The 19,976-nt window shown below is 66.1% G+C and carries 16 protein-coding genes; 11 read left to right on the top strand and 5 right to left on the bottom strand.

Going from position 1 to position 19,976, the window contains the following annotated elements:
* The first annotated feature begins 84 nt into the window (after positions 1-84).
* Positions 85-972: an aminodeoxychorismate lyase gene (locus tag E3T47_RS06235; RefSeq protein WP_134555288.1), complete on the top strand. Its 888-nt coding sequence runs from the start codon at positions 85-87 to the stop codon at positions 970-972.
* A gap of 90 nt (positions 973-1,062) precedes the next feature.
* Entirely contained in the window at positions 1,063-2,373 is a 1,311-nt protein-coding gene (locus E3T47_RS06230; protein WP_134555287.1) for a UDP-glucose dehydrogenase family protein, read from the top strand.
* 242 nt (positions 2,374-2,615) lie between these two features.
* Here E3T47_RS06230 and E3T47_RS06225 read toward each other — a convergent pair whose 3' ends face one another.
* Positions 2,616-2,939, bottom strand: a complete 324-nt coding sequence (locus tag E3T47_RS06225) for a TFIIB-type zinc ribbon-containing protein (RefSeq protein WP_134555286.1) — start codon at positions 2,937-2,939, stop codon at positions 2,616-2,618.
* Positions 2,940-3,205: 266 nt separating this feature from the next.
* Between E3T47_RS06225 and E3T47_RS06220 the strand changes: the two genes are divergently transcribed.
* Positions 3,206-5,437 (top strand): acyltransferase family protein, encoded by a 2,232-nt coding sequence (locus E3T47_RS06220; RefSeq protein WP_134555285.1) that lies wholly within the window; start codon positions 3,206-3,208, stop codon positions 5,435-5,437.
* A gap of 36 nt (positions 5,438-5,473) precedes the next feature.
* Here the strand turns inward: E3T47_RS06220 and E3T47_RS06215 are convergent, their stop codons facing one another.
* Positions 5,474-6,097 carry a flavin reductase family protein gene (locus tag E3T47_RS06215; protein WP_134555284.1) on the bottom strand — a complete coding sequence of 208 codons (624 nt, stop codon included), beginning with the start codon at positions 6,095-6,097 and terminating at the stop codon, positions 5,474-5,476.
* A gap of 42 nt (positions 6,098-6,139) precedes the next feature.
* Between E3T47_RS06215 and E3T47_RS06210 the strand changes: the two genes are divergently transcribed.
* The 8 genes from E3T47_RS06210 to E3T47_RS06175 all read left to right on the top strand — a co-directional run bounded on the left by E3T47_RS06210 (position 6,140) and on the right by E3T47_RS06175 (position 15,254).
* Positions 6,140-6,907, top strand: coding sequence for an HAD-IIB family hydrolase (locus E3T47_RS06210; RefSeq protein ID WP_134555283.1), 768 nt, complete (start codon positions 6,140-6,142; stop codon positions 6,905-6,907).
* A 264-nt stretch (positions 6,908-7,171) separates the two neighbouring features.
* Positions 7,172-8,173: an LCP family protein gene (locus E3T47_RS06205; RefSeq protein WP_166805636.1), complete on the top strand. Its 1,002-nt coding sequence runs from the start codon at positions 7,172-7,174 to the stop codon at positions 8,171-8,173.
* A gap of 50 nt (positions 8,174-8,223) precedes the next feature.
* Positions 8,224-9,279 (top strand): acyltransferase family protein, encoded by a 1,056-nt coding sequence (locus E3T47_RS06200; RefSeq protein WP_166805635.1) that lies wholly within the window; start codon positions 8,224-8,226, stop codon positions 9,277-9,279.
* Complete coding sequence (locus E3T47_RS06195; RefSeq protein WP_134555280.1) at positions 9,276-10,208, top strand: alpha/beta hydrolase; 933 nt, start codon at positions 9,276-9,278, stop codon at positions 10,206-10,208. The genes E3T47_RS06200 and E3T47_RS06195 overlap by 4 nt, the downstream gene beginning before the upstream one ends.
* A gap of 105 nt (positions 10,209-10,313) precedes the next feature.
* Positions 10,314-11,795, top strand: a complete 1,482-nt coding sequence (locus E3T47_RS06190; RefSeq protein ID WP_134555279.1) for a tyrosine-protein kinase domain-containing protein — start codon at positions 10,314-10,316, stop codon at positions 11,793-11,795.
* 83 nt (positions 11,796-11,878) lie between these two features.
* Entirely contained in the window at positions 11,879-12,865 is a 987-nt protein-coding gene (locus E3T47_RS06185) for a glycosyltransferase (RefSeq protein ID WP_198416599.1), read from the top strand.
* Positions 12,862-13,980, top strand: coding sequence for a polysaccharide pyruvyl transferase family protein (locus E3T47_RS06180; protein ID WP_134555278.1), 1,119 nt, complete (start codon positions 12,862-12,864; stop codon positions 13,978-13,980). The genes E3T47_RS06185 and E3T47_RS06180 overlap by 4 nt, the downstream gene beginning before the upstream one ends.
* Positions 13,977-15,254 (top strand): glycosyltransferase family 4 protein, encoded by a 1,278-nt coding sequence (locus tag E3T47_RS06175; RefSeq protein ID WP_134555277.1) that lies wholly within the window; start codon positions 13,977-13,979, stop codon positions 15,252-15,254. Before E3T47_RS06180 ends, E3T47_RS06175 begins: the two co-directional genes overlap by 4 nt.
* Here the strand turns inward: E3T47_RS06175 and E3T47_RS06170 are convergent.
* From E3T47_RS06170 to E3T47_RS06160, 3 genes are all read right to left on the bottom strand, one after another.
* A complete protein-coding gene (locus E3T47_RS06170; protein ID WP_134555276.1) occupies positions 15,208-17,130 on the bottom strand; it encodes a right-handed parallel beta-helix repeat-containing protein in 1,923 nt (640 codons plus the stop codon). The two genes, E3T47_RS06175 and E3T47_RS06170, sit on opposite strands and share 47 nt — an antisense overlap.
* A 683-nt stretch (positions 17,131-17,813) precedes the next feature.
* On the bottom strand, positions 17,814-19,388 hold the full coding sequence (locus tag E3T47_RS06165) for a right-handed parallel beta-helix repeat-containing protein (RefSeq protein ID WP_134555275.1): 1,575 nt from the start codon (positions 19,386-19,388) through the stop codon (positions 17,814-17,816).
* A gap of 315 nt (positions 19,389-19,703) precedes the next feature.
* The gene (locus E3T47_RS06160) at positions 19,704-19,958 is read right to left on the bottom strand and encodes a hypothetical protein (protein WP_134555274.1); all 255 of its coding nucleotides are present in this window, start codon (positions 19,956-19,958) and stop codon (positions 19,704-19,706) included.
* Positions 19,959-19,976: the final 18 nt, after the last annotated feature.

The raw sequence follows: 19,976 nt of genomic DNA, 5'->3' as shown, positions 1-19,976 counted from the left end.
TTGCGGGTGCCGCAATGCGGCGCTCGGTCGGGGAGGAATCATCCGCTCGCAACGGTGAGGGGATGCGCGAAGTAGGCTCAGGGCATGAGACTGCCCTTCACATTGCTGATCGACCCCGTGCCCGCCGACTCGCAGCAGCAGGACTTCAACGGCACGTTCCACGAGATGGATTCGTCGGCCCCCGCCCTGCGCGTGGGCGAGCTGAGCACCCAGCGCGGTGACGGAATCTTCGAGACCCTCGCCGTCGTCAACGGGCACCCGCAGGAGATCGAGCCGCACATCAGTCGGCTGCGCAATTCCGCGCTCATCTGCGAGTTACCGGTGCCCAACGCCGAGCAGTGGCGGGCCGCGATCGCCTACGCCGTGTCGCGCATTCCGCAGCGGGGCGAGATCGCCCTCAAGTTCGTGCTCAGCCGCGGCGTCGAGCACGGCCCGGCGCCGACCGCCTGGCTGCACGCGTCCGCGGCGGCGGACTTCACCGCGGTGCGCACGAAGGGCGTGCGCGTGGTGACCCTCGACCGCGGCTACCCGCGCGGAGTCGCCGAACGGGCGCCCTGGCTGCTGATGGGCGCGAAAACGCTCAGCTATGCCGTTAACATGGCGGCGATTCGCGAGGCCCACCGCCGCGGCGCCGACGACACCATCTTTCTCACGACCGACGATTTTGTCATGGAAGGCCCCACCTCGAGCGTTGTGCTGCGCATCGACGGCGGGTACGTGACGCCCGCGCCGAGCGGCGCCATTTTGCACGGTACCACGCAGCAGAGCATGTTCGACTACCTGCGCGCGCGGGGGTTTTCCGTTGAGTACCGCGACGTCGCCCTCGACGAGCTTCGTCGTGCGGATGCGGCCTGGCTCGTCTCGAGCGTGCGCCTCGCCGTCTCCGTGGTCGCCCTCGACGGCGACCCGTTTCCGGCCGATCAGGCGCTGACCGACGACCTGAACGCGTACCTGCTGGCGCGCACGGCCTAGGCGCGCGAGTCGGGGCATCCGCTCGTTGACCCGCTCGAATTGGGGTGACGTGCCGCGCCCAGTAGGCTCTGGGATGACCGAGAGGAATAAATGAGAATTTCTGTCATTGGATGCGGCTACCTGGGTGCCGTGCACGCATCGGCGATGGCCGAACTGGGGCACGACGTCGTCGGGATCGACGTCGACGCTGCCAAGATCGCCCAGCTGGCCGGCGGCAAGCCCCCCTTCTTCGAACCCGGACTTCCCGAGGTTCTGACCTCGGCAATGAGCAGTGGTCGCTTGCGTTTCAGCACCGACATAGCGGATGCAGCCGGCTCGCAGGTGCACTTCATCGCCGTCGGTACGCCGCAGAAACCCGGCAGTTACAGCGCCGACCTGCGCTACGTCGATGCCTCGATCGAATCGCTCATTCCGCATCTGGCCGACGGTGACCTCGTCGTGGGCAAGAGCACGGTGCCGGTGGGAACCGCCGCGCGCCTCGCCGAGCTCATCGAAGCTGGCAGCGGCGCTTCGCTGGCCTGGAACCCGGAGTTCCTGCGCGAGGGATTCGCTGTGCAGGACACCATCAGTCCCGACCGCCTCGTCTACGGGGTCGCCCCGGGTGTTAACGGCGAGCACGCCACCGAGCTGCTCAACGAGATCTACGCCACGGCGCTCGCCGCCGATACCCCCCTGGTCGTCACCGACTACGCGACCGCCGAGCTCGTCAAGGTCGCCGCGAACGCTTTTCTCGCGACCAAAATCAGCTTCATCAACGCCATGGCGGAGATCGCCGAGGTCACCGGCGCCGACGTCACGCAGCTGGCGGATGCCATCGGCTACGACGGCCGCATCGGCCGCCGTTTCCTGGGGGCCGGCGTTGGTTTCGGGGGCGGATGCCTGCCGAAGGACATTCGTGCCTTCACCGCGCGCGCCGAAGAGTTGGGACGCGGTGAGTCCGTGGCTTTTCTCAAGGAGATCGACAAGATCAACCTGCGTCGCCGCCAGCGCGTGGTTGACCTCACGGTCGGGGCGCTCGGAACCTCCGTTTACAACGCCAAGGTCGCGGTGCTCGGCCTGAGCTTCAAGCCGCACTCCGACGACGTGCGCGACTCGCCGGCGCTCGACGTGGCCGTGCAGTTGCGAGGTCTCGGCGCCGAAGTCGTGGCGACCGACCCGCAGGCCATCGACAACTCGCGGGCGCGGCATCCGCAGCTGGAGTACTCATTGTCGCTTGAAGACACTCTGCGGGAAGCGGATGCCGTCGTGCTCGTCACCGAGTGGCCGGAGTTTCGACACCTCGACCCGGTCTGGGCGGGGTCGCTCGTCAAGACGAAGACCGTGATCGATGGCCGCAATGCGCTCGATCCCGAGGTCTGGCGTGCTGCCGGTTGGACCTACCTCGGCTTGGGCCGCCCCTAGCACCCGAACTCGTCGCCCACTCGATCCCGCTTCTATACTGCGGACAGGGCCCGGGTCCGGAACGTGGCACCCCCACCTTCGTGGCCCAATTCATCAGCAGCGCCATGCTCCTGCGCTCCGTGGTGTTGCTGCCCGATATGGCCTCGGAGATCGCCGACGGTGCAGAACGCCCTGCCGGCCATGGCTTTCTTCGCCCTGGGCGTGGCGGCGGACGGATGCTGCTCCGCCAGCCACCGCGCACCCTAGCCGAAGAGGTCGCCGATCCAGCTTTCCTTTTTTTTTGGGCGGTAGCCGTCCCGATCGCGGTCCCGGTCTCGATCCCGGTCCCGATCGCGATCGTTGCGCTCGCCGTACTGCGGAGCGCGCGTGCGCGGATCGAACGGGGGAGCGACCGGAGCCGGTGCCGCAGCGGGGGCTGCGGCGGTGAACTCCTTCTCCGCGCGATCGATGATCTTGTCGAGCTCGCCGCGGTCAAGCCACACGCCACGGCATTCCGGGCAGTAGTCGATTTCTACGCCGCTGCGTTCACTCATCACGAGGGTGGCGGAGTCGGTTGGGCACTTCATAGGGGTCCTCCAGGACTGGTCGGTCCTTCACCCTAAACAGTGAACACCGGCGGTTCCTGAGAGCGCCCCCGCGGGCAGCCGACATCAGCTCGCTAAAAAATCGTGCTCACCGCGCAGAAGCCGGCCCGCACCGGGAGGTTGTGACGGTCAGGTAAACAATCGGGCCGGGTTTGCTCGAATAGCTGAGATTAAGTCATAATCGCAGGACGCGCCCGAACGTCGGGCCGAACAGGTATCAGTTCCGAAACCCGAATCGGAGGCTAGACATGTCCGTTCAGTCCGTCCTGGACCGCCACGAGCGTGCCCCCGGCCCCGCCGGAGCGACCGGGGGCAAGTCCGCCACCCGCATCTTCCGCGGCGACATCGAGGGCCTGCGTGCGGTCGCCGTGATCGTCGTCATTCTCGACCACCTGCTCGGCTGGCCGTCGGGCGGATTCATCGGCGTCGACATCTTCTTTGTTATCTCCGGCTTTCTCATCACCAGCCTGCTGCTCAAAGAGCATGCCCGCACCGGCCGCATCTCCCTCGTGGACTTCTACCGCCGGCGCATCCGGCGCATCCTGCCGGTCTCGCTGCTCGTGCTCGTTGTCACTGTAATCATCGGCTACCTGCTGCTGCCCGGCGCCCGCGCCCTCAGTACCCTGTGGGACGGCATCTACTCAGCCCTGTTCGTGGCCAACTGGCACTTCGCTGCCGTCGGCACCGACTACCTGCAGGCCACCAATGCCGTCTCCCCGCTGCAGCACTACTGGTCGCTCGCGGTCGAGGAGCAGTTCTACTTCGTCTGGCCGTTTGTGCTCATTATTATCTTCGCCCTCGCCGGCCGCCGCACGCTCAGTGCCCGCGCCCTTATCACCACGGTCGCCATCACGACCGGTATCATTACCCTGGCGTTCCTGGCCTGGAGCTTCATTGAGACCGCGACGAGCCCCGCCATCGCCTACTTTTCCACCGGCGCCCGCGCCTGGGAACTCGGCATCGGCGCCCTCCTTGCCGCCGCAGCTCCCGGCATCGCCAAACTGCCCGCCGCCGTGCGCCCCGTGCTCGCCTGGCTGGGCCTCGCCCTCATCGCCTTGAGCCTCGTGCTGATTGGCCGCGACTCGCCGTTCCCCGCGCCGTGGGGCCTGCTGCCCGTTGCGGGAAGCGCCCTCGTCATCGCCGCCGGCATCGGCCAGCCCGAGCAGCGGCTGCTGTTCCCGCTGACCAACCGCGTCAGCCGCTACATCGGCAAAATCTCCTACTCCCTCTATCTCTGGCACTTCCCGGTCGTCATTCTGCTCGCCACCGTCTTCGCCACTGACTCTCCGTTCTACCTGCCGCTGGCCGTCCTGCTCATGCTGGCCCTCTCGGTGTTCTCCTTTCACTTCGTCGAAGACCCGATCAGGCACTCGCTCTGGCTCGAAACCCCCCAGACCCGCCAGCGAGAGCGGATGCGCCGCACCACCACCCAGCACCGCTCCGGCATAAGCGCGGCCCAGGGGTGGATCGGCGCCCTCGTCGTCGTCACCCTGGTTATCGTCTCGGTCTCCTTCGTAGCGCTGAAGGGTGGCACGTCGTCGGGTCCGTCGGCGGACGCCGCTGCGATCGGCGCGGGCGCTAATCCGGGCGCAGACCTCGATGTGCAGGCACCCGCCGAACCCCCCACCCTGCTGGCCACCCGGCAGGCCGCGATCACTGCGGCTCTGGCCTTGACCGCGTGGCCCGAGACCTCTCCGGCGTTCGACGCGCTCGGCGACAACTCCGGCGCCCAGGAATGGGTCGACGACAACTGCCTCTCGGTCAGCGCGAAGAACGCTGCCGGCTGCCGCTACGGCGACCCCGCGGCGGCGAAAACCGCGGTGCTCCTCGGCGATTCGATGGCCATCAGCTACATGCCCGCCATTCGCGCGGCCCTGGAACCGCTCGGTTACAACGTGCAGTCACTCACCATGTTCTCCTGCCCGGCCGTCAACATCTCGGTCGCCCCCAAGAACGCCTCTGACGCGTCCGCCGCCACCTGTGACGACCACCACGCCTGGGTCTATGCCGAGGTTGCCCGGCTGTCACCCGACCTCGTGATCATGTCGAGCCTCGCCGGCTCCATCGTGCGCCTCGCGAGCGGCAATGAGGGAGCCGACGCCCTCACCGAGTGGCAGACCGCGACGGCCGACACGATCACCGCGTTGCAGGGGTCGACGGACCAGGTCGCGGTGCTCTCACCGCCGCCGGCCAGCACGCCGTTTGCGGAGTGCAAGACCCTCACGAGCGGCCCGGCGGACTGTACCTACAGCCCGTCGAACCTCTACCAGAAGGTCGTCGCGGCGGAGCAGTCCGCGGTTACTTCGGCCGGCGACTTCGCCCAGTACGTGAACGTCGTGCCGTGGCTGTGCGTTGACAACAACTGTCCGGCCGTCATTGACAACACCCCGGTATTCTTCGATGGCCAGCACTTCGTGCGCGAGGCGAGCGCCCAGCTCGGCCCGCTGCTCGCCGAGGCCCTGTTCCCGCCGGCTGCCTAGCGCGCGCGGCGCGGCATCCGCTTGCGAATCGTGAATTCAGTGCTCGCGCGGCCGAAAGTCGCGCGGCCATTCGCTCGCGCGAATGCGTTTGATCTCCTTGACGTCGCCGATGGTTGCCCACTCGTCGAGGCCCAGGCGTGACAGGGGGCGCAACTTCTCAATGAGCGGATGCGCCCCGTCCAGCACCGCAGACGCCACCGCCACGTGCGTCACCTCCCCGAACACGAGCGTGCAGTCGCCGAGCTCCAGCGTCGAGTGCAGGCGGCATTCGATCGCCGCGGGGGACTCGGCGACCCGCATCGATGCCACGGTGACGCTCGGCTCCCGGGTGAGCCCGGCGCGGTCGAACTCGCTCTCTGCCGGCCCAAAATCGGTGCCGGTCGCGTTGACCTCATCAAAGAGCGATTCCGGCGTGAAGTTCACCACGAAATCCCTGGTCGCGAGGATATTGCGCACGGTGTCCTTTACCCCCACCGAGGTGAACTGCACGATGGCCGGCGAAACGGAGGCGACGGTGAAGAAAGAATGCGGCGCCAGGTTGTCGACCCCCGCCGCCGACCGGCTCGACACCCACGCGATCGGCCGCGGCACCACGAGCGAATTCAAGAGGCGATAGAAATCGCGGCGGGGCAGGTCTCGGGGGTCAAAGTCAGTGCGCACCCGCTCAGGCTAACAAGTCTCCAGCGCCGATAGAGTGGCCTGATGCCTACTCTTCCCCGCCTGGTGGCCTTCGATCTAGACGATACGCTCGCGCCGTCCAAATCCGCCCTCGACCCGACCATGATCGACCTGCTCGTTAAGTTGCTCAACGTCACCGAAGTCTGTGTCATCTCCGGCGGCCAGTTCGGTCAATTCCAGGCGCAGATCATCAACAACCTGCCGGGAATCAGCGCGGAGGCCCTCGCCCGCCTGCACCTCATGCCCACCTGTGGCACCCAGTACTACCGCGCCGACGCCCAGGGCTGGGCCCAGGTCTACGCCGAGAACCTCAGCGACGACCAGAAGGCCACGGCCCTCGAGGCTGTCGAGCAGACCGCGCGCCGCCTCGGCTACTGGGAGAACGACACCTGGGGACCGATCCTTGAAGACCGCGGCTCCCAGATCACCTTCTCCGCACTCGGGCAGGCCGCCCCGGTTGCCGCCAAGATCGCCTGGGACCCGAGCGGAGAGAAGAAGAATACCCTGCGTGAGGCCGTGCAGGCACTGCTGCCCGATCTCGAGGTGCGGTCCGGCGGGTCGACATCCGTTGATATCACCCGTCAGGGCATCGACAAGGCCTACGGAATGAAGCGCCTGGCCGAGCTCACCGGTGTCGACCTCGACGACATGCTGTTCGTCGGCGATCGCCTCGACGAGAACGGCAACGACTACCCGGTCAAGGCGCTCGGGGTGGAGTGCATCGCCGTCGAGGGCTGGCCGGACACCGCAGCCCTGCTCGAAGACCTGATTCCCCGCTACGTCACCGTCTGACCGCCGCGTCCGGCATGGCTCCTGCAATTTCTGAACAGGAGATCGTTCATCCGCATGGTTCCGGGGTATTTCTCGAGCCGGGGTGAAATTGCAGGTGTTTTGCGGGATGGTGAGCGCCCAGTCCGCGACGGGTGCACTGCGGCTGGCAAAGTAGTGTTTTTACCCCCAGTACGGGGCTTACCGGGCGTCACCCTATTCCGCTGAATGGGAGACCGGCCTACGGTATGCACACCGCACCCGAAGGCGGTAGCAGGAGGCAGTACCGTGCCACATGCACTCCGACACCAGCGCCGCAGTAAAGGCTGGAGAATCGTACTCGGCAGCGTGCTCTCGCTCGTTCTTCTCAGCGCCGGAGCCGGCGGGGTCGGCGCCTACAAACTCAGTCGCTTCTTCGACGACGGGGTCGCAACCATCAGTACGGTTTTCCCTCCCGCCAGTGTGCGCCCGCCAGCGAGTGTCGGCGAGGTCGCCAAGGCCCAGAACATCCTCGTGCTCGGCTCCGACAGTCGCGGCGCGCACAACGAGTCGATCGCGGACCTCACCGGCCAGCGTTCCGACGTGATCATGGTTGTGCACATTCCGGCCAACCGGGAGGGGGTCTGGGTCATGTCAATTCTGCGCGACAGCTGGTTGGAGATTCCCGGTCACGGCCAGGCCAAGATCAACGCCGCGCTTTCCTGGGGCGGGGTACCGCTCGCTGTTGAAACCGTCGAAAGCCTGATCAAGACGCGCATCGATCATGTCGCTGTGCTTGACTTCGAGGGTTTCCAAGCCATAACGGATGCCCTCGGCGGCGTCGAAATAGACAACCCGGTCGCGTTCGCGTCCTCCAAGCTCAAGGGGCACACCTTCGCCGTCGGCAAGCAGGTCGTCACCGGCGCCGAGGCGCTCGCCTACGCGCGGGAACGCTACGCCTTCGCCGACGGCGACTTCACCAGGGTGCGCAACCAGCAGCGTTTCTTCAAGGCCATGCTGAGTACCGTCATGAGTTCCAGGACCGTGACCAATCCGGCCACCGTCGCCAATCTGATCGAGGCGGTCACCCCGTGGATCGCAGTGGACGACGGCCTCGACTTCGCCTACCTCACCGGTCTCGAACTGCAGCTGCGTGACCTGCACGGGAGCGACCTCACGTTCTTCACCCTGCCAACGAGCGGCACCGGCAGGTCCCCCAACGGGCAGTCGATCGTCACCATCGACACCGGAGCGCTGGCCCCCCTGCAGCAGGCCTTTCAGACCGACACTCTCGAGGCCTACGACCCCTAGATCGCTCCACCGAGATACCGTATTGAGATTTTCTCGTGTACATTTCGCTTGTGAATGAGATACGGGCCGAGAATCGCGAGTGGATCAACTTCGCCAAGGGCGCGGCGATCATTCTCGTCGTGCTCTACCACTCGTCGTTGTTCCTCAGCGACTTCGGGCTGGCCGGCAGTACCCCGCGGCTGCGCCTGCTGCTCAGCTACTTTCCGATGCCGGTGTTCTTCTTCATCGCCGGGCTCACCGCCCGGCGCATGCTCACCTGGAACCTGAAAGATCTCTGGCGCCGCCGCCTGCTTACCCTGCTCTACCTGTACCTTCTGTGGTCGGTCATTCGCGTCGTGTTCTACCTCGTCGTGCCGCACCTGCGCGGCACCGAACGCTCCCCGACCGACCTGTTCAACATTGTGCTGCTGCCGGTGTGGCCCACCAGCAGCTATTGGTTCATCTGGGCCCTGGCCGTGTTCACCCTGCTCGCGTGGCTGCTGCGTAAAGTGCCGGTCACCGTGCAGTTGGGCCTCGCCGGTGCGGTGGCCGTGTTGTCGACGACGCCGGGAGCACTCGACCTCGACAACGTCGGCTGGGACCGCGTCGCCGCCAACTTCATCTTCTTCATCATCGCCGTCTACTTTCCCCACACGGTGTACCGCCTGGCCGCCCGGGTACGCGCGTGGCACGCCGTCGTGCTCGTCGTCGTCTACGTCGGCCTGGCCGTGGCGCTCGTGCTCCTGCACCTGTCCCGGATTCCCGGCCTGATCCTGCTCGAAAGCGCGGTCGCCGTCGCGATGGGCGTGGCCCTGGCCACCCTTCTGGTGCGGGTGAAATGGCTGAACTTCATGAACACGCTCGGCCAATACAGTTTTCAGATCTACCTGCTGCATCTGTTTCTCGTGGCCAGCGCCCTCGCGCTGCTCGCACCGTTCTCCGAATCGTTCTGGCTGCAACGCGCCGGCAACGCCCTACCCTTTTTGCTCGCGGCCATCGTGCTCGTCGCCTCGCTGTACCTCGCCAAGCTCCTGCGCCGGTTCTCCTTTCTCTGGGTCAGCCCGTTTCGCAAACGCCAGACCAAAGCGGGCTCGCGTCGGGCTCATCAGAACGGAGACCTGTTGTGAAGAAATCCCGCCTGCTCGCGGCGTCCGCTGGGCTGCTGGCCGTTGTCCTTCTCGGTGTTGGGTTGGTGCTAAGCGGATGCTCCGCCACCCCGACAACGCCCGTCGCCGACGCTTACCGCGACACGGTCGTCATGCAGAACGACCTGCAATACGGCAATGCGAGCGGCGAGAAGCTCTACCTGAACGCCTGCCTGCCGAGAAGCAAGTCGGCGCCCGTCGCAGCGATGATCCTCATCCACGGCGGCGGATTCGACAGTGGCTCGAAAGACTTCGGTGGCATGACCGCCCTGTGCACCGAACTGGCCGATAGCGGCATTGCGGCGTTCGCCGTGGACTACAGACTCGCTCCGAAATTTGCCTATCCGGCGCAGGTGGATGACGTCACCAACGCGCTCGAATGGTTGCGCGGCCCGGCCCAGATCGAAGAGTTCGGCATCGACCCCGAACGCATCGGGCTGTTCGGCAGCTCGGCGGGCGCGATCATCGCCTCCTCGATCGGCACCAACGGCACGGGCAGCCTCACGGGCGGTGACCGGGTCGCCGCGGTCGTGGCCATGTCGCCAGCGGTTGACCTCACCGAGCGGGGACTCCTGCTCGGTGACCCGTCGAAAATGGCGATCGCCTCGATCCTGCAATACCTCGGCTGCGACGATTTTCGAGCCTGTCCGGATGCCCGCCAGGCGTCGCCGTTGTACTCCGTCGACAAAACTGACCCGCCGTTCTACATCGCCATGTCGAAAAAAGAACTTGTTCCCCTCGAACAGGGCCAGGCCATGGCGGTTGCCCTCAAAGCGGTCGGCGTGCCCGTCACGCTCGATGTGAAACCCGGTGAACGACACGCATTGGAGCTGCTCGACGAGGTCACCCGGGCGAGCATTCGTCAGTTTCTAATCGACAATTTGGTTAATTCCTCACCACGAGCTGATTAAATCCTCAATACTCGTGCTCCAAAAGTGAGGAATTTTATGCCAACATAGGTTTCTGTCGTCGTGCACCCGAAGCACGACGCGTCAAGCCTGCGGGGAGAAGCACGTATGGAACTGAAACGACTGGCCCGAATTCTGCGAAAAAGATGGATTCTCATCGTTGCGTTCGTCCTGCTCGGCCTGGTCGGTGGAGCGGCAGCTGCGCTGCTGACGCCCGTGCAGTACCAAGCCTCCACCCGGGTGTTCGTGGCCGCGCAGATTCAAAATGGGTCCACTCCCGGCGACCTCGTGCAGGGTAACAATTTCGTGGTGCAGAAGCTGCCGTATTACCTCGATGTCGCCACGTCCCCGCGCGTGCTTGACCCGGTCATTACGAGCCTGAACCTCAACGAGAGCGCCGTCGACCTAGCCCAGCGGGTCACGGCCACGACCGATCCCGGCTCGGCCGTCATCGAAATCGCCGCGCTCGCTTCCACAGCGGATGCCGCCCAGCAGCTCGCACAGGCCGTCTCGGAGAGCTTCACCGACGTCGTCGTCAACCAGTTGGAAACGCCCGCCAACGGCGGGGCGAGCCCGGTCACCGTCGGAGTGCTCGACCCCGCCGTCGCCCCCGACGACCCCGCGCTGCCCCAGCTCTACCTGAACCTCGCCGTCGGCCTGCTCATCGGCCTGCTGGTCGGTCTGGTGACCGCGCTCATCCTCGGGCTGCTCGACCGCCGCATCTACAACCGCGACGACATCGAGCGATTCACCCTCGTTCCCGTGCTCGGCGGCATACCGCTGGAAGCCCGCGCCGCGCCGATCATCTCGCCCGACGGCGCGAGCACCCCCCGCGCGGAAGCGTTCCGGGTGCTGCGCACCAACCTCGAGTTCGCCGACGCCGATACCAGCCGCCGCAGCCTCGTGGTGACCTCGTCGGTGTCCGGGGAGGGCAAGACCACGACCCTCGTGAACCTTGCGATCGTGCTGGCCGAGAGCGGCGCGACCGTTGCCGTGATCGACGCCGACCTGCGCACGCCCCGCCTGGCCGACTATCTCGGCCTCGACGCTGACCGTGGCCTGACCGACGTGCTCGTCGGTGACGTGCAGCTCAAGGAATCGTTGCAATCGTGGGGTGCGCAGCATCCGCTCACCGTGCTGCCATCGGGCAAGATCCCCAGCAACCCAAGCGAACTGCTCGGATCGACCGCCATGGGCACCGTGCTCGACGTACTCAGCAGCAGTTACGACTACGTGCTCATCGATTCCCCCCCGGTGCTCGCGGTGACCGACGCCGCCGTGCTCAGCCGCTGGACCGGCGGCACCATCCTGGTCGTCGGCGCGAATCGGGTGCGCGAACCCGAGCTTCTTGCCGCCTTCGACGCCCTCGAAGCGGTCGGCACGACTCCGCTCGGTGTCGTTCTCGCCATGGTTCCCACCCGCGGACCCGATGCGCTCGTGCGTGACGGAGGCTTCGCGGTGACGACCCGCCCGGCACCCCGTGTTACCCCAGTCGTCGAGGCCCGCCCAAGCGACCCCGGCCGTTCCACCCCGTCCGACGGCGAGTCTGCACCGGCAGATGTCCCCACCCAACAGCGCGTCACCTGGTAGCTGACCCGTTCCATCTGTGTGACGCACGTTCGAAGACGCACGTTCGAATCAGTTCTACAAGGCTTTACCCGAAGGGAGCCTCAGTGTCCGTGCACTCGTCCTACCCGATAGATCCGTCGCCCTCCACGCAGCGGAAGCTTCTGCTCGTCGCCTCGACCGGCGGGCACCTGGCCCAGCTAGTGCGGCTGGCGCCAGGCCTCGGCGCCTCACCGAGTTCGCTCTGGGTCACCTTTGATTCCATGCAGAGCCGCTCCCTTCTGGCCGGCCGACGCCGCATCCACGTGCCATACGTGCGCCCCAGGGACTACCTCGGCATGATGCGGGCGGCCGGCATCGTCCGCCGCGTGCTCAAGCACGAAACCTTTGAGGGCGCCGTGAGCACCGGCGCCGGCCTCGCCGTCGCCGCCCTCCCGCAGGCCGCGATCAGCGGCGTGCCGAGCCTGTACATCGAGAGCGTCTCCCGCGTCGAGGGCCCATCGCTCAGCGGGCGGATGCTCGCCGCCAGCCACCTGGTCAGCGTGCGCACCCAGCACCCAGCGTGGGCTTCGAACCGCTGGAGGACCCACCCGAGCGTGCTCTCCACCTACCATTCGCTGATCCGACCCGCGCCGGAGCGGCCCAGCCTCTTCGTCACCCTCGGCACCATCGAAGGCTACCGATTCGACTCCCTCGTCGACGCCGTGCTCGCGAGCGGCCTGGCCGACGAGCGCACCGAGTGGCAGCTCGGGTTCACCACCAATCGCACCGATCTTCCCGGCCAGGTGCACCAGATGATGCCGACCGCGCAGTTCATCGACGCCGCGCTGAACGCCGACGTTGTGATCACCCATGCCGGTGTGGGCACCTTCATGGGGCTGCTCGAAATGGGTATCTTCCCGGTGATCGTGACCCGCCGCAAGCACCGCGGCGAACACGTCGACGATCACCAGATGCAGATCGCCGAACTCGCCGAGTACCTTGGCGTCGCACGGGCCGTTGACGCGCCGGACCTGACGGCCGACGTCATCCGCTTCGCTGCCGGCCGCGCCATCGACACCGGAGTGCGCATTCCACTGCCCAGTGACCGATGAGGCAGCGAGCGGCGAAGCAGCGGATGCTGCGCGAGCCAATTCTGCGGGAGATCTACGTGCCGGCCCGCGGTCAGTACGACAATATCGGCGACATTCTGCTGCGCCGCCAATTGCTCGACTGGTTGCGGGCGAGCGGCCCGCTGCACGTTTACGTCGGCGAGGCACCCGACGGGTACGCCGAGGGCCTCGGCCTCACCCCGGACGACGTGCAGTACCGCTCGTTTCGCCGCTGGTATGCGGCGGCGCTCGCGAGTGCCGCGCGCGGCCGGGCCTCCTACGTGTTCAAACCGGGCGAGATCCAACTCACCCTGGTCGGCATGAAAGAGCACCTCGCCATGCTGCCGGTACTCGCTCTCGTTCGCGCCCGGCACGGCCGCGTCGCCCGCGTCGGCGTGGGCAGCCGCAATTTCGCACCATTGCCGCGGGCCCTGATGGGGCCGTCGATCGCGCTGTCCAACGTGTCGTTGTGGCGGGACGCGGCGACGGCCGGCTATCTCGGGCAGGGTGGCATCATGCCCGACCTGGCCTTTGCCAGTGTCAGCGACCTGCCGGATGGGGTGCGCGACGTGCTCGTCGTGTCGATGCGCTCCGACCTCGACTACCCGAGCCCGGCCTGGCTCGCCGGGGTGCGTGCCGTCGCGGCCGACAACGGCCTCGACATCTGGTGCGTCACCCAGGTAGTGCGCGATGACGAAAAGTGCGGCCAGCTGGCCGCCGACCTAGGCGGTCAGGCGTTGCGCTGGAACGGTACAGGGCACGACGACCAGGAACAACGCCTGCGCGCCCTGTATCGGCGGGCGGCAGTCGCCGTGAGTGATCGCCTGCACGTACTCGTGGGCGCCCTCACCGAGGGCGCGGTTCCGGCCGCACTGCTCGTCAGCGCAAATTCAGACGCGGCCAAATCCGACAAGATCGCCCGACACTTCGCTGCCGCCGGGCTGCACGACGTGAGCATTGCCAGCGGCGGCTTGACTGCCGAAGAGATCGCCGCACGGCTTCAGAACCTGCTGGGCCGCCGCGAAGCCATTCTGGCCGGACTGGCCGAGGCGCAGCAGGAATTGCAGACCGTACGCCGCCTACTCGACCAGGTGCTGACGAGCGAGAGCGTTCGGTGAGCCTCGCCGAAGCGGGAGATACGCAGCCGCTCGACGCCGTGCCGCCGAGTGTTGCACGCGGGGAAACAGTGTGCGGTGAACCAGAGCCGATCGAGTCCGGTCGGGTCGGCATCGCGCCGAGTCTCGTTCATCTTCCCGTCCCTGTGCCCCAGACCTCCGTTTCGGCCGTGGTGCCGGCCCTGTCTGCGTCGATCGTACGGCAGGCCGAACGGCTGCTGGCCGTGCATATCGGGCGCAGCGGCGAGGTCGCCGGTGGCATGAGCCAGGTCGTCAACGGTTACCTGGCGCATTCCTTCGCCGACTTCGACCTGCGCATGGTCGCGTCGCGTGACGGCAGTGGCGGGGTTCGGGCGGTCTCGCTCGCTGCATCCGCTTTCTGGAAGGTGCTGCGGCTGGCCGATCCCGAACGCACCGTCGTGATCGCGCACCTGTCGCAGGGCGGATCCTTCGCGCGCGAGGGCACGTTGCTCGCCCTCGCCCACGCCCGCGGGTTTGCGACGGTGGCCCAGCTGCACGGCAGTTCCTTCGCCGACTTCGCGCAGAAACGCCCCGGCCTGGTTGGGCGGGTCCTGCGCGCGGCTGACGTGGTGCTCACCCTCTCGGCCGAGTCGCGCGCCGCGGCTGCCGAGTTCGTGCCGGGGGAACGCGTTGTACTCGTGCCGAACGCGGTCGCCGACGGTGTGCACCGCGAGATCGAACCCCTCGTGGTGTTCGGCGGAGCGGTCAGTAAACGCAAGGGTGTCGACCTGCTCGTGGCGGCGTGGCAGCGGCTCGCGCCCGAGCATCCGCTTTGGCGACTCGTCATTGCCGGCCCCCTTGCCGACCAGCCCGCGGTACCGCTCACCCGGGGCGCATTCGTGGGTGCGCTCAGCCACGAGGCGCTGATGAAGTTGCTCGAACGGTCGTCGATCGCGGTGCTGCCTTCCCGCGACGAGGCGATGCCCATGTTCATTCTCGAAGCCATGGCCCGCCGCAACTGCGTGGTCGCGACCAGGGTGGGCGGCGTGCCGGCCGTGCTCGCCAACGGCGTGGGGGTGATCGTCGAACCCGACGACCTTGATTCGCTCGAGGAGGCCCTGCGGCACGCGATAGCGGATGCCGCCTGGCGGGCCAAAAAGGCGGATCTGGCCAGATCCGCCTTTGAGACCACCTACTCGGCAGCCGCTGTCTTTCCGCTGGTCGAGCGCAGCTGGGTGGCTGCGCTCGACCGTCGATCAGACCGGGTGGCTAAGAAACACACGCCAGGTTCGAGAAACCTGAGCCAGCAGCCGTGACGGTGTTCGAGCAGTAGACTCTGGTGCCGCTGGCGCCCTTGCTGCCCTGCTCGTGAATGAAGAAGCCGTAGCCGGCGGCGCCGACCGGAGCGGTATTGCCGTAGAACGTGTTGCGCAGGCCCCAGCCGGCGACGCTTCCGTTGACCGCGAAGCCGTGCACGGTGCTGTTCTTGCCCTCGTTGTTGTAAATGCTCCAGTCGTTCCCCTTGACCTTGACCCATTCCTCGGCGCGCGGCATGGCGGCCGTGCCGTCGATGACGTTGTCGCGGATGATTCCGGCGGAGGTGCCCTCCTTGACCTCGATCGGCTGGGCTCCGGTCAGGCTGATGTTGTTGGCCATGAGCAGCGTGCGGTCGGTGCGGTCGGGCTGGCAGCTGGTCTGGGCACACCAGTTGTTCTCGGAGGTACCGATGTAGATGCCTTCGCCGTAGAACGGGTCGCGCTTGCCGGTGTTCTTGATGGTGTTGCCGACGACCTTGCTGTCGGTGGTGAATGCACGCAGGTGGATGCCCTCATAGCCGATGTTGTCGACGAGCGTGTCGGCGATGGTGACGTTGCTGCTGCGGATCACGCTGATGCCCTTGAGGCTGTTGGTGACGGTCATGCCGGCGATCACGAGGTTGGAGGAGTTCGAGATCTGGATGCCGTGGTCGTTCTGGATGCTGCCGGCGTTGACCACGGCGCTGCGCGGTCCGCAGACCCAGATCGGGTTGGAAGCTGTTCCGTTCGCGGTCATGTCGATCTGCTCGTTGTAGGTTCCGGGAGCCATCTTGATGACGGTTCCGGGCGTGGCCTGCTGAACGGCGGCCATGAGCTCCCGAGCCGTTGTCACGGTGACAGTTGCGGCGGGGCAGTCGGCGTAGCGATGGGTGCTGATCGGTGCCGGGCTCGGCGCGGTGCTCGGTACGGCCGCCACGATGAAAGCGTCGACGATGCTGCTGGTACCGGTGGAGCGGGCATCTTTCTGGCCGGTGCGGGTCACCGTGATGGTGTGCGTGCCCGCCGACAGGCTCGTCGTGCTGAACGCCTTCTGTTTGTAGGCGGTCGTCGCTGAGTAACCGTTGACTGTGGCAACGATCTTGCCGTCGATGGACACGTTGCTCGTGCCGGAGCTGCTGGTCAGGCGGGTGATGAAGGCCACGCTCGTGCCCTGAAAGGTGAACGAGGCGTTGCTGGTTTCGGTCGAGAATCGTACGGATCCCCCGGAGTCGTTGGCCGAACCCGAGGTGCGCCAGGTACCGGCGTACTTGACCGACGCGGACTCACTGTCGAAAGTGGTCGAGCCGGTCGGAGTGTCTACCGCGGCCGTCGTGGCGACGAGGGCAGTGCTGGCGGCCGGCGCGGATGCCGGGGTTGAAGTGGTTGCGCTAGCCGGAGTCAGGGTGACGAAAGCGTCGATGATACTGCTGGTGCCGGCCGAACGGGCATCCTTCTGGCCGGTGCGGCTGACCGTGATGGTGTGCGTTCCGTTCGAGAGGTTCGAGGTGCTGAAAAGGCTCTGCTGGTATTGGGTGGTGGCTGAGTAGCCGCTTACCGTGGCCACGGTCTTGCCGTCGATCGCGATGGTGCTCGTGCCCGAGCTGCTCGTTAGACGGGCGACGTAGGCCACCGTCGACCCGGTGAAGGTGAGGGAGGCGCTTGACGTGGCCGAGGCGAACTGTACGGACGCGCCGTGGTCGGACGGCGAGCCGGTGGTACGCCACGTGCCCGAGTACTTGACCCGGGCGGAGGTACTGTCGATGACCGTCGTGCCGGCGGGCGTCGTTGCGGCGGAGGCCGATGCGACTCCGACGGGAAGGATGGCGGTGAGGGGAATCAACGCGGCGATAACGACGGCCGCGATGGTGGCACGTCGTGAAAAGCGGGGGAACAGCATTTGGGACCTTCCGGATGTTCATGGACAGCGTGGTTACGTCCGTGAACCCGAGAGGATCCCGACGCGCATGATGTTTGTGATGCCGGGCAGTTTGTTGCCGGTCTCACTTCGTCAATTAGCGTCCGAGCTGCTGCGCGTTACCCGTGTGTAAATGGGTTTGTGGGCATAATTCACGGGGGCGCGGCGGGCTCCTCGCGCGCGAGCGCGCGCAAGAGACCCGCTGATCCCGACGACCATCCCGACGAAATAAACTGAGAAGACTTCCAGATTTAGCCCTGACCAGTGCTATTGCCCATTGTGGGGTCTGCCCCGCGAGTGGGGGGTGCGGATTTTGCGTAGTCAAGAGCGGTCGCTGGCGGCGCCCTACGTCATTACTGTGAAGGTGCCTAGAGTAATTTTGAAGCTCTTGAAATGTTGTCACCCGCAGTTGTCCCGCGCAAAAGCGAGACCTCAGGCCGCTGGCGAAGCGCGCTGAGGGTCGGGAGGGCTGGGGCGGCCGCGTCGGTGCGCGGGCGCTGCGCCATTTCACCCTGCGCTGGAGATGTGCCAGTACGCGGGAGGCGCACTCCCGCGTACTGGCACAGGTCCAGCGTGTCGTGTGGCGCGTGAGTTCTGGTCAGACCGAAACTCCCGCGTACTGGCGCAACTACCGCGTGATGGAGTTGGGCTGCGCGAAGAGGGTACTACCTGGTGCAGGCGAGATTGGAGAATCCCTCGGCGGCGCGGGTGACCGAGTTCGAGCACGACACCACGGTGTCGCTGGAGCCCTTGCTGCCCTTCTCGTGGATGAAGAAGGCGTAGCCGCTGGCGTTCACGGCGCCCGAGTTGTCGGTAAAGGTATTGCGCAGGCCCCAGCCGGCGACACTCCCGTTGACCGCGAAGCCGTGCAGGGGGCTGTTAGTGCCCTGGTTGCCGTCGATATTCCAGTCGTTGCCCTTGACCTTGATCCACTCTTCGGCATTGCTCATGGCATTGGCTCCGTCGATCACATTGTCGCGAATGACGCCGTCGGAGGTGCCCTCCTTGACTTCGATGGGCTGGGCGCCGGTGCGACTGATCTGGTTGCCAAACACGAGCGTCCCGTCGGTGCGATCGGGGCCACAGTTGGTCTGCTCGCACCAGTTGTTCTCCGACGTGCCGATGTAGATGCCCTCACCATAGGATGCGTCGCGCGCTCCCGTGTTGGAGATGGTGTTGCCGACGACCGTGCTGCCGGTGGTGAACGCGCGCAGATGGATGCCCTCGTAACCGATGTTGTCGACACGGGTGTCGGCGATCGTGACGTTCGTGCTGTGGATCACACTGATGCCCTTGAGACTGTTGGTGACGGTCATGCCGGCGATCACGAGGTTCGATGAATTCTTGATCTGGATACCGTGGTTGTCCTGGATGCTCCCCACGTTGATCACCGCGTCGCGGGGGCCGCAGACCCAGATCGGGTCAGCTGCCGTGCCGTTGGCGTGCAAGTTGACCTGGCCGCGGTAGGTGCCCGGAGCCATCCTGATGACGCTGCCGGGGCCGGCCCGGCCGACGGCGGCCATGAGTTCATCGGCGGTGCGCACTGTCGTTGTCGCGGCCGGGCAGTCGGCGTAGCGGCGCACGGACGGCGACGACGCGGGAGCCGGTGCCGGTGCCGGTGCTGGTGCCGGGTAGGTCGTGGCGTTCACGACAAACGCGTCGACGATGCTGTTGGTGCCGCTCGAGCGGGCATCCTTCTTGCCGGTTCGACTGATCTTGATGGTGTGGGTTCCGCTCGACAGGCTCGTTGTGCTGAAGACGTTCTTCTTGTGTTCGGTCGACGGGGAGTAGCCGTTTACGGTGGCCACGACCTTGCCGTCGATCGAGACGGTGCTTTTTCCCGAACTCTTCGTGGTGCGCGTGATGAAGGCGACGCTCGTTCCCCTGAAAGTCATCGATGCGCTGCCGGTGCTGAACTGGAACCGCACGGATCCGCCGCGGTCGGCGGCGTTTCGCGTGCTGCGCCAGGCGCCGGTGTAGGTGATCTTCGACGAGGTGCTGTCGACGACGGTGCGGGCGGGAGCGGCGGACGCCGTTCCCGGGCTGGGCGCGATCACGGGGGCGAGAATCGCGAGGGTCAGGGCCGTGACCGCTGTGACGGCGATGAGGGCATGACGGGCGGGCGTCGTGCGGTGGCGGATGGGCGGTTTGCTGGCTGGGAGGATTCGGGCGAAGAGCTTACGACCACGGGGTGTGGGGCTCGGGAGGTGGCGGAACAGGAGCTTGCGGGGAAGGGGCACGATGGAGTCCTCCGGAGAGTCGGGTTCACGAGTTGCAGCGGGTGCGCGAATGACGCGGGCGCTGGGGGAGCCGTGTCGCAGCGCATGCGGGCGGGAGCCTGAGAGCCGGTTGGTCGACCTCGTTGATCCGGACAGGCTCTCCTTATTTCATGATCTGAAATGGCGCGTCGGTCGGTCTGACGCTGCTTTCGTGACGGACTCTGACCGGGTCGATGCGTAGCGCGGTACATATTCAGCGTTCGAGGCCGACAGCGCAGGGACTATTCGGATTGAACTGTGTCCCCGAGCATAGCGAGCACCAAAGTCGAATCCGTTTCACTTTCCTGTGAAAGTCCCCATAATGAGCGCGCGATGAAATTTGTCGGCGAGAACGGATGCTGCCGCGAGCCGGCATTCGCTTGACGTCATTTCGCTCGAGAGACTGCAGAGCCCCCTGCACCGTGCTGATCGGGCGAGAATCTCGCGGACGGTCCAGGTGGCGGTAGCGCCGCCAACGACGATGCCGATCAGAAGCACGCCAGCCGCCGCGATCAATATGCCAGCCTGGAGTCCGTGGCGGAAGGCAGCCATGATCGCCAGCGGATGCTC

The sequence above is a fragment of the Cryobacterium ruanii genome (assembly GCF_004404055.1).
GTDB lineage: Bacteria > Actinomycetota > Actinomycetes > Actinomycetales > Microbacteriaceae > Cryobacterium > Cryobacterium ruanii.
The sequence above is the reverse complement of the archived record's forward strand: the minus strand, read 5'-3'. Positions and strand labels throughout refer to the sequence as shown.